Source organism: Leucobacter sp. (genome assembly GCF_053528595.1).
Genome location: NZ_JAIVPF010000002.1, coordinates 14336 through 31051 on the forward strand (window position 1 = coordinate 14336; position 16716 = coordinate 31051).

A 16716-nucleotide genomic window follows, 5' to 3' on the forward strand; every position below is an offset into this window, starting at 1 on the left:
ATGATGCGGATAGGCGTATCGCAAATGCGAAGATGCGTATCGAAACGGTCAGGCTTCTTCGTGCCGACTGAGCTGCCGGTACCGGCCGGGGGTGAGGCCGACGGCCTGGCGGAACAGTCGCGCAGCGTGGCCCCGGCTGCGCCAGCCGACCTCCCGCATCGCCTGCTCGACAGGCAAGTTCGTCTCGCGTAGCAGGCGGGCTAGGTGCTCGGCACGCAGCGTCGTCAGGTACGTCATCGGCGTCTTGCCGTAGGCATCGACGAACACGCGCCCGAGCTGGGACGGGGAGAGGTGCACGGCGCCGGAAAGTTCTCGCAACGTCCACCGACGGGCTGGATCAGCGCGCAGTAGATCGGCAGCGGCCCTGGCCTCTGCCCGCAGGGGCGCGAACCGGCGGTGGCGTGGCAGACCGGGTCGCATCGATTTGCGTTGTGTTGGCGACCTCCGCGTCGCGGTCGTTTTGACGTACGGCGCTACCACATCCAGGACGGCAAAAAGGAGCGCTTGCAGCCGATAAAACTGCTCTGGTGAGGGGCCATCGATGCTCAGCGCAACAAGCTCATCAAGCCACGGCATCAGCATCCCGGCACGGTCCTCGCCGAGGTGCAGGATCTGAGCTGGCTCCGAGTACAACTTCTGGGTAAAGTCCTGCGCGTCCCATCGATCCGCTAGCTGTGCTACGTGTTGCCAGAACACCTGATCGACCACGTAGTCGTGATCGAGATAGAGAGTGGTCACGGTGATCACGCGCTCAGGTTCACTGCCACACAATGTATTGGTACCTAGCGCGACGACGTCTCCGGCGGCTACGGGCTTCTCGCCGAACTCGCTCAACAAGATCGCTGAGCCCGCGCGGACAAAGATCAACTTCACACAGTCGTAAGCCACAGGCGCGATAGGGCGGCGTACCGATCGCGTGCGTGCGACGACCGGCGCGAACCAGCCGATATCGGGTGAATCTAAGCCCTCCATCTCTACTCGCCTGCCTTGCGACTTATAGTCGCGGCGGATGCTCCACAAATGACGTTCACCGAAATGGATATGCCCTGCCCGAAGGTGCCGGGCCCGCGACCGCGCCTGACTTCAACGACACCTGGCTATACATGCCCACCACGGGCGCTCTGATCGACGGCGACGGCCAAGGCACGCGCCTGCCCGTCCCGGCCGATCGCGCTTGCCGTCTTGCCCTGGGCCTCCGCGACCTGCTTCGCGCCTCGAAGGTCCCCATGAGGCACCGGGACAACGCGGCTAGCATCGCGTTTCGGTAGGCAAGAACGGTGTGGCCGTCGACAACGCCTTGGACGCCTTTGCCTTCGGTGTTCTCGAAGGACTCCGCCGCGGACAGCCCACTGATCTTAGGCGTCGACCGACCGATCACCATCTTCGTCGCTGCCGCCGCAAAGTAAGTGCGTGCGGGTCAGCGCTGCTGCTCCGTCTGGTGAGCGGGGGCCCGTCCGACGCTGCCAATGGCCTCAAATAGCAGCGAGGGTCGTCCGCCGAGGGAGTTGACGAAGATGGCCGTGACGGAAAGGGCCATCGCGATCATCGCCCAGACGGGGTAGATTAGGCCGGTGGTGGCTGCCGGAATGCCGATGCCGTTGAAGAGGAACGCCAGGGCGACGTTCTGCCGGGTGCGGCGGTAGCTGAATTGGCTTGTCTCACGCGCGGTTAGGATCGCGCGTAGGTCGTCGCGGACGATGACCACATCGGCGGATTCCACTGCGATGTCGGTGCCGCCGCCCATGGCGATGCCGACATCGGCCTGCATCAGGGCGGGGGCGTCGTTGATGCCGTCACCGACCATGGCCACCCGGGTGCCGCCAGCCTGGAGCTCGCGCACAAGTTCAGCCTTGTCCTCGGGCAGCACCCCGGCCCGGACCTTCTCGATGCCGACCTGCGCGGCGACGTGGGCAGCGGCGCGGGCGTTGTCGCCGGTCGCCAGCACCGGGGTGATCCCCGCGGCGCGCAGTTGCTCGACTGCCTCGACCGCCTCGGAGCGGATCTCGTCACCGAGGGCGATGACCCCAAGCAGCTGCCCGTCGGCGGCGACGGTCACCACGGTGCGCCCGATGCTCTCCAGCCGCTCGACGGTGGCCGCGAGGGGGCTCAGGTCGAGGCCGTAGTCGATCAGGAAGTCGGGCCGGCCGACCAGCACGGCGCGGCCATCGACGGTGGCGGTGACACCGAAGCCGGTGACGGAGGTGAAGTCCCGGGACGCCGCCAGGGTGAGGCCTCGGTCAGCTGCGGCGGTGACCATAGCCCGGGCCAGCGGGTGCTCGGAGTACTGCTCGGCTGCCGCGGCGGTCGTGAGGAGGTCCGCCTGGTTCGTGCGGGCCTCGATCTCGCGGACGGCGGGTTTGCCCTCGGTGAGGGTGCCGGTCTTGTCCAGCACGATGGTGCGGACCTGGCCGAAGGTCTGGAACGCCTCCCCGGTGCGCATGATGATGCCCTCGTCGGCGGCCTCCCCGGCGGCGCGCACGATCGCCAGCGGCGCGGCGATACCCACCGCGCACGGGTAGCCCATCACGAGCACGCCGATGCCGGCGAACACTGCCCGGCGCACGTCGGGCTCGCCGGCCAGCGCCCAGGACCCCAGCAGCCAGCCGACCAACGCGAGAGCGGCCACGATCAACACGGTGGGGGTGTAGACGCGCAACACGCGGTCGACCAGGTGCAAGATGCCGGGCTTGAGCGCCCGGGCGTCCTCGACGTGGCGCACCACCTGGGCCAAGAAGCTGTCCGTCCCGACCCGAGTCGCCTCCACCAACAGGGTGCCGGCGCCGTTGATGGACCCGCCGATCACCTCTCCGCCGGCAGACCGTTCGGCCGGGACGGGCTCTCCGGTGACCAGCGACAGGTCGAGGGTGGAGTAGCCCTCGACCACTCGGCCGTCGACGGGGACCCGGTCCCCGGGCCGGATTCGCACCAGGTCACCCGCCGCGATCTGGGCGACGGGTACTTCCTGCTCGGTGCCGTCGTGGACCAGGCGGGCGGTGTCCGGCTGGAGGTCGAGCAGCTTGCGCACAGCCTGGCTGGAGCGGGTCTTGACCAGTAGGGACAGCCACTCGGAGAAGATGTGGTAGTTCGTCACCAGCACGGTCACGGCGAAGAACGGCGCGGTCGGGTAGTCGGGGAAGGCGCCGGTCAGGCCGATGATCCCGCCCACGATGCCGCCGAACGCGCCGACTTCTAGCAGCACGTGCTGGTTGAGGATGCCCCGCCGCGCGGCCTGGTAGGCCATGCTCAGAATGTGCGGGGCGACGGCGAACACCACCGTCAGGGCCAGGGCACCTGTCAGCCACCCGGCCGCCGTCTCGCCGATCAGCCCCCACTGACGCCCGGAATAGGCCAGCGCGGCCGGAGCGATCATCGCCAGGGTGCCGAGGGCGGAGCGGGCCCGACCGGCCGGGCGCAGGATCGCGTAGGAGACGGGAACCATCAGCGCCACGACCGAGGCGGGCACCAGCACCGACCAGATGCCGGAGACTTCCAGGGTCAGGGCGATGGCAGTCAGGCTGGCCGCGACCGCGACCAGCAACCGCTCACCCTCCCGGACAAGGTCGGCCTCCTCCTCCTCGAACGGCCGCAGCTTGCGCGGGTCGTACAGGTCATAGCCGATGTCGCGCAGCGTCCCCAGGATGTCCTCGGGGCGGATGACGTTCGGGTCGTAGTCGACCAAGGCCTGCTCGTGGGTCAGGCTGACCGCGACCTTGTCCACCCCGGGCTGGCGGCCCAGCGCCTTCTCGATGGTGCCCGTGCACAAGGAGCAGTGCAGGCCCGCAATCCGGGCGCGGATGCGGGCGTGCCCGGCGAGGTAGCTCGGCTCCTCCGCCCACAGTTGGTCTGGCTGTTCCGTCTGGGTCACAGTGCTTGTCTCCGCTTCTTGGTCGTCTGCCGCGGCGTCTCAGCCGATGACCGGATAGCCGGCCGTGGCGAGCCGCTCGGCGATCTGTTCGGTGCTGGTCTGGGAATCGTCGTAGCTCACCGTCACCTCGTTGGTGGCGGAGTCCGGGGCGACGTCACTCACGCCGCCAAGGCGCGTCAACGCCTTGCGGATCGCGTTCTCGCAGCCTCCACAATGGATGTATTCGACGCGAAACGTATAAGTCGTCACAGCACACCTCCTCTGGTTGCTACCAACCATAAACCTTCCAGTTGAGTGGAAGGTCAAGCAAGGAGGGCAAGGCATATTCCACGCCGGCCGGAGAGTCCGCCTCAGGCGGAGGGGTTGACCCTCCAGCTAGGAGAAGGTCAAAGGTGGTCATGACCAGGCAAGGAGAGACCCGAACGGAAGGAACGATCCGCCATGGCACTTATCGACGACCGAACCCAGCAGCTCATCAACGTCCTCGCCGACTGCGTCGCCAAGTGTGAAGCGTGCGCGAGGGACTGCGCAGCCCAAGGCAACGCCGACTTGGCCGACTGCATCTCGCTATGTTCCGAGTGCGCCACACTCTGTCAGGCGTGCATCACACTGGTCGCGCGCAACAGCCAGTTCTCCGCCGCGATGTGCGAGACGTGCGCTGATGCCTGCGACCGATGCGCGACAGAGTGCTACCGCACCGAAATGATCGAGTGCGCGGAGGCCTGCCGGACCGCCGCGGAGGCGTGCCGAGAGATGGCAGAAGCCACCGCCTAGCGATGCCCTAGCGCCTCGGTCCCGGCTTTCTGTCGGACATGCTCAATCAGTCGGCAGGTACCGCCCACCTCCGGCAGGCGGTCGGCTTCGGTCGCCAGTTCAGTGAGTTGCCCACGAAGGTCCTCTAGTTCTCGGATTCGCCGCTCGATGCTGTGCATCTGCGCATCGATGAGGGTTCGGACGTAGGAGCAGGGTGCCACCCCTCGCTCTCGGAACGACAGGATCTCCTTCACCTCATCTAGCGTGATGCCCAAGCGTTTGGCTGTCCGGATGAAGGTCAGCCGGTCCAGGTAGGACGCGTCGTAGTCTCGGTAACCCGACGGCGTGCGAGGCGGTTCCGGTAGAAGCCCGATGGACTCGTAGTACCGAATCGTCTTCGGATTCTGGTCACCGAGGCGCGCCAACTCGCCAATCTTCATTCCTGCATCTTACAGTTGGATGGAAGGTTCTTCCACTCTCGAAGTCATCACGCGTCTTGCAGATCAAGGTGTCAACCAACGTTGACAGCACTTCGTGCGGTCAACGCCTGCTCACCTGACCGTCGAAAGGCGGTGGCGTGGTGACGGTCTCGATGCGCGTGATGTCGGCGGGCGATGGCTACAAGTACCTACTGCGCACGATCGCGGCCGCGGATGGCGACCGCGCCCTGTCCACGCCGCTGACGAGGTACTACGTGGAGGCGGGCACACCGCCGGGCCAGTGGCTCGGGTCCGGCGTCGTCTCACTTGGCAAGGGGCAGCTCGCGGTTGGAGATCGGGTGTCGGAGGCCCAGCTTCAGCTCTTGATGGGGATGGGCCGTGATCCGATCACCGGCGACCCGCTCGGGCGCGCGTTCCCTGCCTACAAGTCGGTGCCGGAGCGGATCGAGGCACGGATCGCCGACCTCGACCCCGCCATGAGTCCGGGCGCGAAGGGCGAGGCGGTCGCGCAGATCGAGGCCGAGGAGACCGACCGCGGCAGACGCCGGGCGGTGGCCGGGTTCGACTTCACCTTCTCGGTTCCGAAGTCCGCATCGGCGTTGTGGGCGGTCGCCGATGCAGGGACGCAAGCGCTCATTGGGGAGGCGCATCATGCGGCGGTTGCGGAGGTGGTTGCGTTCATGGAGCGCGAGGTTGCAGCCACCCGCTCGGGTGCAACCGCCGGGGACGGGGCCGTTGCGCAGGTCGATGTGACCGGGTTGGTGGCGACGGCGTTCGATCACTTCGACTCCCGTGCCGGCGACCCCCACCTGCACACCCACGTCGTCATCAGCAACAAGGTGCAGACCGCGTTTGACGGCAGATGGCGCAGTCTGGATGGGCGGCCGATGCACGCCGCCGTGGTCGCGCTGTCGGAGCTGCACGAGGCGGTGTTCGCCGACCACATGACCCGCACCTTCGGCGTCGAGTGGGAAGCAAGGGACATGGGCCGGGACCGGAACCCGGCCTGGGCGATCCGCACCGTGCCAGAGGAGCTGGTCCAGGAGTTCTCCACCCGTGCCCGACACATCGACGCCGAGAAGAACCGGCTCATCGCCGAGTACGTCGCCCGGCACGGCCGCCAACCCTCCACGGCGACCGTGATCAAGCTGCGCGCCCAAGCCACCCTTGCCACACGCCCGGAGAAGGAGGTGCGGTCGCTGGCCGACCTGACTGCCGAGTGGCGCATCCGCGCCACCGGGGTACTCGGCCAGGACGCCACCGACTGGGCGCTCGCCGTCACCGACAACGACAAGCCGCTGCTGCTGCGCGCCGATGACGTGCCGCTCGATGCCATCGGGGAACTCGGCCAGACCGTGGTCGGAGTGGTGGGTGAGAAGCGGTCCACCTGGCGGCGATGGAACCTCATGGCCGAGGCATCCCGGCAGACGATGGGCTGGCGCTTCGCCACCATGCAAGACCGCGAAGCCGTCGTCGCGATGATCGCCGATGCCGCCGAGCAAGCCTCGCTCCGGCTGACGCCGCCCGACCTCGCCACCAGCCCGGCCGCGTTCCGGCGGGTGGACGGCACCAGCGTGTTCCGACCCAAGCACTCGACCGTGTTCTCCTCCGAGCTGCTCCTGGCCGCCGAGGACCGACTGCTCGACCGCTCCCGCACCACGACCGGGCCGACCGTGCCGCTGGCGACGGTCGAGAAGATCACCACTCGTGCCGATGCGAAGGGTCGGATGCTCGGGGAGGATCAGGCCGACGCGCTCATGAAGATCGCCGTCTCTGGCCGGATGCTCGACGTGCTGGTGGGACCGGCGGGCGCCGGGAAGACCACCGCGATGAATGCCCTGCGCCGGGCGTGGGAGACCGAGCACGGTAAGGGCTCGGTGGTCGGTCTGGCACCTTCCGCCGTGGCCGCGCAGGTCCTCGCCGACGATCTGGGTATCCAGACCGAGAACACGGCGAAGTGGTGGCAGAACCACCTCATCCACGGCGAGGACCTCCAGATGGGTCAGCTCGTCATCATCGACGAAGCCTCCCTGGCCGGAACCCTGTCCCTGGACCGCATCACCCACCTGGCCGAACGCGCTGGGGCGAAGGTGCTGCTGGTCGGTGACTTCGCCCAACTCCAATCCGTGGACGCCGGCGGAGCGTTCAACCTGCTCGTGAGCCACCGGGACGATGCTCCCGAACTGGTCGACGTCCACCGCTTCACCAACGCATGGGAGAAGACCGCCTCCCTCGCCCTGCGGCACGGACGCACGCAGGTGATCGACACCTATCTCGACCACCACCGCATCCACGAAGGCGACGGCGAAGCAATGACCGACGCCGCCTACACCGCCTGGCGCACCGACCGAGAAGCCGGCCGGGTGTCGGTGCTGATCGCTGAGACCCGCGACGACGTCACCACCCTCAACACCCGTGCCCGCGCGGACCTGATCCTTGACGGCACCCTTACGCCCGGTCGGGAGGTCGAGCTGACCGATGGCACCACCGCTGGGGTCGGGGACACGATCATCACCCGCCGCAACGACCGGCGCCTGCGCAACGGCAAGAACTGGGTGCGCAACGGCGACACCTGGACCATCAAAGACGTCCGCGACGACGGCTCAATCACCATCCGCCCCACCGAGCGCAGGTTCGGCAGCTCGATCGTCCTGCCCGCGTCGTATGTGTCCGAGCATGTTGACCTCGGCTACGCGGTCACCGCGCATAGGGCGCAGGGCGTCACTGTCGACACAGCACATGTCCTGGTGGAGCCGACGACCACGCGGGAGAACTTCTACGTCGCCATGACCCGCGGCAAGCACTCCAACCAGGCCTATGTGGTCCTGGACCGGCCCGACGACGCCCACCCCGAACCGCACCCGGGCGACAACCCCGACGCCACCGCCCGCAGCGTGCTCTACGGGGTACTCCAGCACGTCGGTGCCGAGCTGTCCGCGCACGAGACCATCACTGCCGAGCAGGATCATTGGGGTTCGATCGCTCAGCTTGCTGCCGAGTACGAGACCATCGCCGCTGCCGCACAGCACGACCGCTGGGCCACCCTCATCCACGCCGCTGGTCTCAGTGAGGAACAGGCCAACACTGTGATCGAGTCCGACGCGTTCGGCGCGCTGACCGCCGAACTCCGCCGCGCAGAGGCCAACCATCACGACCTCGACCGCTTGTTCCCACGCCTCGTGACCGCTCGCGGGTTCGATGATGCCGACGACATCGCTTCCGTCCTGCACCACCGCGTCGCCCGTGCCACCGCACGGCCAGCAGGATCTGGCCGCGTCCGCAAGTCACCGCGGCTAGTCGCCGGGCTCATCCCACACGCTGGAGGATCGATGACCGAGGACATGCGTCAAGCGCTCGAAGAACGACGTGAGTTGATCGAGCAGCGGGCGGATGCCGTACTCGACAGCGCCCAGGCGGAGGACGCCGCCTGGACGAAGGCACTCGGGACACCGCCTCGCGATCAGGCGAAGCAACGGGTCTGGCGTCGGCACGCTCGCACCATTGCTGCCTACCGGGACCGCTACGGCATTACCGATGACAGGCCCCTGGGCACGGCACCGGAAAGCACGGCGCAGAAGATCGACCGAGCCAGAGCAGAGGTTGCGCTGCGCCAACTCGCCCCTGAGCACGAACCCGACCAGCAGCGTCCTCCGACCGCGCCGGTACGCCGCGGACCGCGCCTATGAGGCACTACCAAATGCGGCGGGGCATCCGAGCTAGCAGGAACGCATCACAAGGTTGCCGTCTCGAAGCATCCGGGGTGCTGTTCGAGGGGACGTTCAGAGGGAAGGGCCATCGCGCCGAGTGGTCCGGGGTGCCTTGTCGCGGCTGAACGCTGTTCCCAGCGGCGATCGCTGCGGGCTGTCGCGGAGGTCTTCTTGCATGTGGAGCATGTTGGTGATCTGGCCGGCGTCGGTGACGATGCGTGCCCGCCCATCACCGATCAACTCGTGGGGTCCGACGCTGGCGGCACTGGTCACCGGGCCAGGGACCGCGCCAACATGACGGCCCAGCTCATGCGCCCGCTGCGCCGTACGCAGAGCGCCTGAGCGTGCGCCGGCCTCGACCACGACCGTCGTGCTCGACAGGGCAGCCAACAGCCTGCCGCGTGCCAAGAACCTGTGCCGGGTCGGTGCAGTGCCCGGCGCAGTCTCGCTGACCAGCAGCCCCACGTCAGCGATTCGGTCCAGTAGCTCTCGATGCCCGGCCGGATACGGCCGATCCACGCCACCAGCCAACACTGCGATCGTGTCTCCACCGGCGCCCAAAGCTGCTCGGTGTGCGGCACCCTCGATCCCGTACGCGCCACCTGCTACGACTACACGCTCGTCCCGAGCGAGCTCAGTGGCGAAGTCGGTGGCGACGTGCTCCCCGTAGGAGGTTGCGGCCCTGGCCCCGGTGATCGTCACCAGGTCCGACAGTGGACGGAACAAGAATGAGTCCGCCCCACGAGTCCACAACGCAAACGGTGCCCGATCACCGAGGTTGTTCACCGCCGCCGGCCAGTACCTGTCACCAGGGACCATAGCGCCGATCCCGTCCCGTTCGACGTGACGGAGGCGCTCGGCCAGTTCATCGGGTCGTGACGCCGTGCTCAACCGGTCGCGCCAGACTTGTGCGTCCACTCGGTCCAAACCCGGAACCTTCCCCTCGCTGTCCAGGAGCCCCAGCGTCTCCACCCCACCCAGGCGGGACAGCAACCGCCCTGTCACCGCATCGTCGGGCTCAGCCAGCATCGTCAACATCATCCGCGCCGTGTGGTCATCCTTCGCAAGATCGCTGAACGAGGTCATGATCGGGGGTCCTCTCGGTGAGACGTCACCGAGGAGGTACGCGTGTAGCGACGGGGTTCCGCATGTCCGCTGTCGGGAGTAAAATGGAAGCAAGTAGAGGCGATTTTCATCAATGTGTCGCCGTCGCCCCCAGTGCGATGGCACGACCGCCCGGAACCATCTCGGGTAGTCCTTCAAGGTTCTTTATCGCCAGGACTGTGGAGAGGACTGCCGTCATGTTCCGTCTCATCTGGGCCGCCAGCGTTCACACCCGGTACTTCCTGCGCCGGTATATGCGCACCAACATCTTGCTTGATGTCATCCGTACCCGTCGTGGCCTCAAGTGGGGCGTGCCCGTCATGCTTCTGGCGATCCCGTATCTCTACGTCACCGGCATTCTCACCGTGGTCATCCGGGATGGTGGACCCGGATGGCTCAACCTGTTGGTGATACTCGCGATCTGGAACGCTTTGAAGATGATCTGGATCGGCCCGATCAGCCTTGTCCTCTTGGCGCGCGCACGTCTTCGAGAGCTAAGCGAGCGTCGCGCGCCGTGGGTATCCACCGCGTCGACCGATGAGAGCCAGAACCTCGCCGATGCTCCGCTCGGAGCGCACTAAGACTGTCCGCGTACCGACCCTGCTGGTCAGTCGACGGACTCGGACAGCTCTAACCACCGCTCCTCCAACTGCGCCACTTCGGCCTCCATCTCGCGCAGTTCGTCAGCGTGTCGCTGTAGGCCTTCGTAGTCGCTCTGATCGTGCTCGGCCAGGCGCCGGTGTACCACCTCGATGTTGCCTGACACCCTCTCCAGCCGGCGCTCGATTGCGCTGATCTCCTTCTGGGCCGCTCGACGCTCCGCACCGGACAGCGCCGACGTTTCCTCAGGCTCAGCCGACGTCGTGGCGAGGTCGGGCCTGTCGGTCGGCGTGCTCGTCTGTTCCTGGCGCAGCCGCAGGTACTCATCGACTCCGCCCGGTAGATGCCGCAGCCGCCCGTCCAGGATCGCGTACTGCTGGTCGGTGACTCGCTCCAACAGGTACCGGTCGTGGGAGACGACGATGAGCGTTCCCGGCCAAGAGTCGAGCAGGTCCTCCATCGCGGTGAGCATCTGAGAATCAACGTCGTTCGTAGGCTCATCTAGAGCGATGAGATTAGGTTCGCTCAGCAGCAACAACAGCAGTTGCAGTCTCCGCTTCTGGCCTCCGGAGAGGTCATCGACGCGGGCGGAGAGGTGTTCACGGGCGAAGCCAAGACGTTCGAGCAACTGCGCCGGGGTGTGGACCTTGCCCTCGATCGTGAACGTCGTCTTGGTGCGGGCAAGCACCTCACGCACCCGGTCGCCGCCGATCTCGGCGAGTTGGGAGAACTGCTGATCCAGCACCCCGACCCGCACCGTCTTACCGTGCTTGACCCGCCCGGTCGTCGGGGCGAGGGTGCCGCACACCAGCCCCAGCAGGGTCGACTTCCCGGCGCCGTTCGCGCCGAGGATGCCAGTGCGCTCACCGGGCGCAAGCCGCCAAGTGACCTCGCGCAACACCTCGTGCTCGCCGAAGCGCACCGAGGCGTCCTCGATGTCGACCACGTCCTTGCCCAGCCGGGCCACCGCTAGCCGCTGCAGCTCGATCGGGTTCCGCACCGGGGGGACGTCCTCGATGAGCTGGTTGGCCGCGTCGGTGCGGAACTTGGGCTTAGAGGTGCGGGCCGGCGCCCCGCGACGCAGCCACGCGAGCTCCTTGCGCATCAGGTTCTGCCGCTTCGCCTCGGCTGCCGCAGCCATCCGGTCACGCTCGACCCGCTGCAGCACATAGGAGGCATACCCACCCTCGAACGGCTCCACGATCCCGTCGTGTACCTCCCACGTCTCGGTGCACACCTCATCCAGGAACCACCGGTCGTGGGTGATGACCAGCAGCCCGCCGACGTTCTTCGCCCACCGGTTCCGCAGGTGTTCGGCCAGCCACGCGACCCCCTCGACATCGAGGTGGTTCGTCGGCTCGTCCAGGGCGATCAGGTCCCAGTCGCCCACGAGGAGCGCGGCGAGGGCCACCCGGCGCCGCTGCCCACCGCTCAGCTCACCGACCCGCGCTTCCCACGGGATGTCCGAAGCGAGCCCGCCGATCACATCGCGGATGCGCGCATCACGGGCCCACTCATGCTCCGGCCCGTCGCCCACGATCGAACGGCCGACCGTCTCAGCCGGGTCCAGGTCGTCGCGCTGGTCGAGCACCCCGAACCGCACGCCGCTGCGTCGGGTCACACGGCCCGCGTTCGGCTCGATCCGTCCCGACAGCATCCCGAGCAAGCTCGACTTGCCATCACCGTTGCGACCAACGATCCCGATCCGGTCGCCCTCCTCCAGCCCGAGCGTCAGCGACTCGAACACCACCCGGGTCGGATACTCCAGCCGGAGTCCTTCGGCGCCCAGCAGATGCGCCGCCATCAGGCCACACCCGCCAGTTCCCCGACCCGGAACTCGCGTCGAACCCGAGCACGACGGCGCCCCGAAAGCCCCGCCGCCCCCCGAATCCTCCCGCGACAGCGGTAGAGTGAAAGCGTCCGATCCCAATGCCCTATCGGGGTGCTCGGCTCGTCGAGGATCAGCACGTTCGGCTGATCGAGCAGGATGAGCAGCAGCTGCAGCCGTCGCTTCTGGCCGCCGGAGAGATCCTTCACCGGGGTCGAGAGCTGCGCGCTCGTGAAGCCCATGCGCTCCAGCATCTGCCCGGGGGTGAGCTCCTGCGCCCTCGATCCCGCGCCCACCGTGAAGCTCGTGCGCAGCCGGCCGATCACCGTGCGCACCGGCTCGTTCAGGTGCTCCTCGAGCTCGTCGAGCCGCTGCGTGAGCGTCGCCACCTTCACGGTCTTGCCGCGCTTGACGCGTCCCGACGTCGGCTCCACGTCACCCGAGATGAGCCCCAGCAGCGTCGATTTGCCCGCGCCGTTGACACCCAGGATCCCCGTGCGCTCGCCGGGCGCGAGCAGCCACTCGATGCCATCGAGGATCACGCGGTCGCCGTACACCACACCCGCGTCGACGAGGTTCACGACCTCCTTGCCGAGGCGCTGCACGGCCATCGACTGCAGGGACACCCTGTCCCGGATCTCGGGCACGTCGGCGATGAGCTCGTTCGCGGCGTCGATGCGGAACTTCGGCTTCGAGGTGCGGGCGGGGGCGCCGCGGCGCAGCCAGGCCAGCTCCTTGCGCGCCAGGTTCTGCCGCTTCTGCTCGATCGCCGCGGCCTGCCGGTCGCGCTCGACCCGCTGCAGGATGTACGCGGCGTACCCGCCCTCGAACGGCTCGACGACGCGGTCGTGCACCTCCCACGTCGTCTCGCACACCTCGTCGAGGAACCAGCGGTCGTGCGTCACGACGAGCAGCGCGCCCTGCCCCCGCGGCCAGCGCCGCTTGAGGTGCTCTGCGAGCCAGGAGATGCCCTCGACGTCGAGGTGGTTCGTCGGCTCGTCGAGGAAGAGCAGGTCGTACTCGCCCACCAGCAGGCTCGCGAGCGCCACCCGGCGCCGCTGCCCGCCCGAGAGCGCGTCGAGCGGGGCCTCCCAGCCGAGGTCGCCGACGAGGCCCGCGATCACCTCGCGCGTGCGCGGATCCCCCGCCCACTCGTGCTCGGGGCGGTCGCCGACGATCGCGCCGCCCACGGTCTCGCCGTCGGCGAAGACGTCGGCCTGATCCAGCACGCCGATGGTCGTGCCGCCGCGCATCGTGACCTGCCCGCCGTCGGGTTCGCGCCGACCGGCGAGCATCATCAGCAGCGACGACTTGCCGTCGCCGTTGCGGCCGACGATCCCGATCCGGTCCCCCTCGGCGACCCCCAGGGTCACCGAGTCGAACACGGTCTTGGTCGGTACCTCGAGGTGCAGGGCCTCGGCCCCCAGAAGATGCGCCATAACCTCTCCAGTCTACGGCGCTCCCCGACAGCAGGCTGCGCGCCGACGGGTGACGGCGGGCGACCCGCTGTGCCAGAGTGGTGATCAGCGGCGACCGCGGAGGGGGCGGGCATGGGGAGCTCACACGGGGAAGAGGCCAGGCACGACGGCTGGTCGCCGTTGCGGATCGTGCTCGGGATCGTCGCGGTGCTCGCCGGCGTCGCGCTCGTCCTCGCGCCGCTCTCCTCCCGGGCGATCGCCGTCGTAACGGGGATCGGTCTCGTGCTCACCGGCATCGTCGTCCTGCTCCGCCTGCGAGCGGACCGCGCCGAGCACCCCGAGGGCCCCGGCGGCTTCGGCCGCGCGCTCGGCATCGCGATCATCGTGTTCGGCGCCGTCATCGCACTCTGGCCCACGGCGGGCGCGCCGTGGCTCGCGTTCCTCGTCGGCGCCGGGCTGATCGCGCACGGCCTGCTCTCGGCGATCCGCGCGATCCGCCTCCGCGCTCCCGGCCGAGCGGCTGACATCATCGCGGCGAGCGCGGCCGTGGTCTTCGGCGCGCTGACCTTCACCTGGCCCGTGCTCACGCTCGAGATCTTCCGTTTCGGCGTGGGCGCGTGGTTCGTCTTCTTCGGCCTCCAGCTGCTCGTGTCGCTGCTGATCCGCCGCGAGCGCGCCGCCCCGCGCGAACCCTCCCGCTTCGGCCGGTGGATGCGCACGATCGGCGCGTGCGCGGCACTCGCGGTCGCCCTGCTCTTCGCCGCGGGCAGCGGCGCGATCCGCGGCGGCGCCCCGCTGCCCCAGCCGGGGCCGTTCTACGCGGCTCCCGCCGAGGTGCCCTCGGAGCCGGGCCGTCTGCTGCGCTCCGAGCCCCTCGCGGAGGGCGTGCCCGCGGGAACCGAGGCGTGGCGCATCCTCTACACCACCACCCACCCCGACGGCTCCCCCGCGATCTCGAGCGGCACCGTCCTCGCGCCGCAGCAGCGAGACGGCGATCCGCTGCCCCTGCTCACCGTCGCGCACGGCACCACCGGCGTCGTGCCCAAGTGCGCGCCCTCGCTCGGCGCGGCCCCGTTCGCCGACGGCGCCGGCGCCGCGCTCGAGCAGCTCGTCGCGCAGCACGGCTGGGTCGCGGTGATCTCCGACTACATCGGGCTCGGCACCGCGGGCACCCACCCGTACCTCATCGGCGACGCCGAGGCGCGCAACGTGCTCGACGCCTCCCGCGCCGCACAGGAGTTCCAGCAGATCAGCACCACGACCGACACGGTGATCTGGGGGCATTCCCAGGGCGGGCAGGCCGCGCTGTGGACGGCGCAGATCGCGGGCGACTACGCGCCCGAATTCACGGTCAAGGGCGTCGCCGCCTTCGCTCCGGCGGCCGATCTCCTCGGTCTCGCCGAGGCCGACAAGAATGACGCGGCCGGCAAGACCGTCTCGGCGTACATCGCCTCGACCTGGGATCGCATCTACCCCGAGCTGCAGCTCGAGCGCCACCTCACGCCCGGCTCGGCGGGCGGGGTCGAGAAGATCCGGGATCTCTGCTTCAACGGAACCGACGTGCTCTCGGCGGTGCTGCGCGGCACCCAGGTGCCCAACCAGGTCTTCCCCGACCGGCTGCTCGACGGGGAGTTCGGCGATCGGCTCGAGGCGCAGACGCCCACGGGACCGTTCCCCGCACCGGTGATGGTGGCGCAGGGACTCGCCGACCCCCTCGTCAAGCCGGGCATGCAGCGCGACTGGGTCGAGGCGCGCTGCCGCGCCGGCGAGCAGATCGACTACCGCACCTTCCCGGGGCTCAGCCACACCTCTCTCGTCGACGCCGACTCGCCGCTCACCCCGCAGATCGTGCAGTGGACGCTCGACCGCTGGAGCGGCGCGCCGCCCACACCCAACTGCGACGCGCTGCCGGAGTAGTCGTCCTCACCGAGAGCGCGTGTGCGACGAGAGGGTCGTCATTCTGCGCGCAGTCGCAGAATCCACGACGTGTGGATCCTGCGACTCGCAAGCTCGCGCAGGATGACGGAGAGCTCTCACCGGATGGCGGAGAACTCGCGCAGGATGGCTGAGAAGCGGCGTCAGACGCTGCAGCAGGATCCCCCGCAGCACGCCCCGCCCGACTCGGCGTCGCCGAGCAGGTTGAGGATCTCGGCGCTCTCGGCGGCGGCCGCGGCGGCGATGCCGGCGTCCTGATTCAGCTCGATCGCCTCGGTCTGGGTCTTCTCGGTCATGTGCTCTCCCTGGTCTCGATTCCGCTGCGCTCCGCCGGGGCGGCGGAGCCCCGTTTCCGCCGTGCTCAGCCGGCGGTGGTCCCTGATCCCTCGCCGTCGCGCAGCCCGAGCACCTGCTCGAACGCGCCGGCGAAGGCGTCGGCCGACTGCGCACCCGACACCCCGTACTTCTGGTCGATCAGGAAGAACGGCACCCCATTCACCCCGAGCATACGCGCACGGGTGATGTCGCGCTCGACGGCCTCGCCGTAGGCCTCGTCGTCGAGCGCGGCGCGCACGGCATTCGCGTCGAGACCCGCCTCGGCGCCGAGACGCGCGAGCGTGTCCGGATCCGACATGTCCTCTCCCTCCGAGAAGTACGCGCGGAACAGGCGCTCCTGCAGCGCGGCCTGCACGCCCTCCTCCTTCGCGAGGTGCAGGATCCGGTGCGCGCGTGCGGTGTTCGCGTGCTTCACGCGGTCGAACGCGAAGGCCACGCCCTCGGCTTCGCCCAGCTGCGTCATCTGCCCCAGCATCTGCTCGACCTGCGCCGCGGGCATGCCCTTGTGCTTCACCAGGAAGTCGATCTCGCTGCCCGCGAAGTCGAGCGGGGTGTCGGGCGCCAGCTCGAAGCTGTGGCTCTCCACCTCGACCTCCACGTCGGGACGGGCCTCGCGGAAGGCGGCGACGCCGGCTTCGAAACGGTGCTTGCCGAGGTAGCACCACGGGCACGCGATGTCGGACCAGATGTCGACGCGGATCTTCTCACTCATGCGGGGTACAGCACGGAA

At 68.5% G+C, this 16716-nt stretch carries 12 protein-coding genes and 1 pseudogene; 4 read left to right on the plus strand and 9 right to left on the minus strand.

Annotation, left to right across the window (positions count from 1 at the left end; all coding sequences use genetic code 11):
• Nucleotides 1-48: 48 nt before the first annotated feature.
• The 3 genes from ACWKZU_RS00205 to ACWKZU_RS00215 all read right to left on the minus strand — a co-directional run bounded on the left by ACWKZU_RS00205 (nt 49) and on the right by ACWKZU_RS00215 (nt 4114).
• Nucleotides 49-972 (minus strand): helix-turn-helix transcriptional regulator, encoded by a 924-nt coding sequence (locus ACWKZU_RS00205; protein WP_449280378.1) that lies wholly within the window; start codon nt 970-972, stop codon nt 49-51.
• Nucleotides 973-1417: 445 nt separating this feature from the next.
• Entirely contained in the window at nt 1418-3865 is a 2448-nt protein-coding gene (locus tag ACWKZU_RS00210) for a heavy metal translocating P-type ATPase (RefSeq protein ID WP_449280379.1), read from the minus strand.
• Between the two features lie 39 nt (nt 3866-3904).
• Nucleotides 3905-4114, minus strand: coding sequence for a heavy-metal-associated domain-containing protein (locus ACWKZU_RS00215; RefSeq protein WP_449280380.1), 210 nt, complete (start codon nt 4112-4114; stop codon nt 3905-3907).
• A 192-nt stretch (nt 4115-4306) separates the two neighbouring features.
• Between ACWKZU_RS00215 and ACWKZU_RS00220 the strand changes: the two genes are divergently transcribed.
• Complete coding sequence (locus tag ACWKZU_RS00220; RefSeq protein ID WP_449280381.1) at nt 4307-4639, plus strand: four-helix bundle copper-binding protein; 333 nt, start codon at nt 4307-4309, stop codon at nt 4637-4639.
• On the opposite strand, the gene ACWKZU_RS00225 is transcribed toward ACWKZU_RS00220, so the two are convergent.
• Nucleotides 4636-5058: a heavy metal-responsive transcriptional regulator gene (locus ACWKZU_RS00225; protein ID WP_449280382.1), complete on the minus strand. Its 423-nt coding sequence runs from the start codon at nt 5056-5058 to the stop codon at nt 4636-4638. The genes ACWKZU_RS00220 and ACWKZU_RS00225 overlap by 4 nt on opposite strands.
• Nucleotides 5059-5210: 152 nt before the next feature.
• Here ACWKZU_RS00225 and mobF point away from each other — a divergent pair, with 152 nt between their 5' ends.
• Nucleotides 5211-8744, plus strand: a complete 3534-nt coding sequence (gene mobF, locus ACWKZU_RS00230; protein WP_449280439.1) for a MobF family relaxase — start codon at nt 5211-5213, stop codon at nt 8742-8744.
• A 93-nt stretch (nt 8745-8837) separates the two neighbouring features.
• Here the strand turns inward: mobF and dprA are convergent, their stop codons facing one another.
• Nucleotides 8838-9851 (minus strand): DNA-processing protein DprA, encoded by a 1014-nt coding sequence (dprA, locus tag ACWKZU_RS00235; RefSeq protein ID WP_449280383.1) that lies wholly within the window; start codon nt 9849-9851, stop codon nt 8838-8840.
• Nucleotides 9852-10066: 215 nt separating this feature from the next.
• On the opposite strand from dprA, the gene ACWKZU_RS00240 reads away from it, so the two are divergent.
• A complete protein-coding gene (locus ACWKZU_RS00240; protein WP_449280384.1) occupies nt 10067-10450 on the plus strand; it encodes a sulfate permease in 384 nt (127 codons plus the stop codon).
• Nucleotides 10451-10476: 26 nt separating this feature from the next.
• Here ACWKZU_RS00240 and ACWKZU_RS00245 read toward each other — a convergent pair whose 3' ends face one another.
• Together ACWKZU_RS00245 and ACWKZU_RS00250 are read right to left on the minus strand one after the other, a co-directional pair.
• Nucleotides 10477-12273: an ABC-F family ATP-binding cassette domain-containing protein gene (locus tag ACWKZU_RS00245; RefSeq protein WP_449280385.1), complete on the minus strand. Its 1797-nt coding sequence runs from the start codon at nt 12271-12273 to the stop codon at nt 10477-10479.
• 131 nt (nt 12274-12404) lie between these two features.
• Nucleotides 12405-13736 (minus strand): annotated as a pseudogene (locus ACWKZU_RS00250) (ABC-F family ATP-binding cassette domain-containing protein); the annotation flags it as partial.
• Between the two features lie 111 nt (nt 13737-13847).
• On the opposite strand from ACWKZU_RS00250, the gene ACWKZU_RS00255 reads away from it, so the two are divergent.
• Nucleotides 13848-15632, plus strand: coding sequence for a lipase family protein (locus ACWKZU_RS00255; protein WP_449280386.1), 1785 nt, complete (start codon nt 13848-13850; stop codon nt 15630-15632).
• A gap of 161 nt (nt 15633-15793) precedes the next feature.
• Here ACWKZU_RS00255 and ACWKZU_RS00260 read toward each other — a convergent pair whose 3' ends face one another.
• Both ACWKZU_RS00260 and ACWKZU_RS00265 read right to left on the minus strand, forming a co-directional pair.
• The gene (locus ACWKZU_RS00260) at nt 15794-15946 is read right to left on the minus strand and encodes a hypothetical protein (protein ID WP_449280387.1); all 153 of its coding nucleotides are present in this window, start codon (nt 15944-15946) and stop codon (nt 15794-15796) included.
• A gap of 65 nt (nt 15947-16011) precedes the next feature.
• On the minus strand, nt 16012-16698 hold the full coding sequence (locus ACWKZU_RS00265) for a DsbA family oxidoreductase (RefSeq protein WP_449280388.1): 687 nt from the start codon (nt 16696-16698) through the stop codon (nt 16012-16014).
• Nucleotides 16699-16716: the final 18 nt, after the last annotated feature.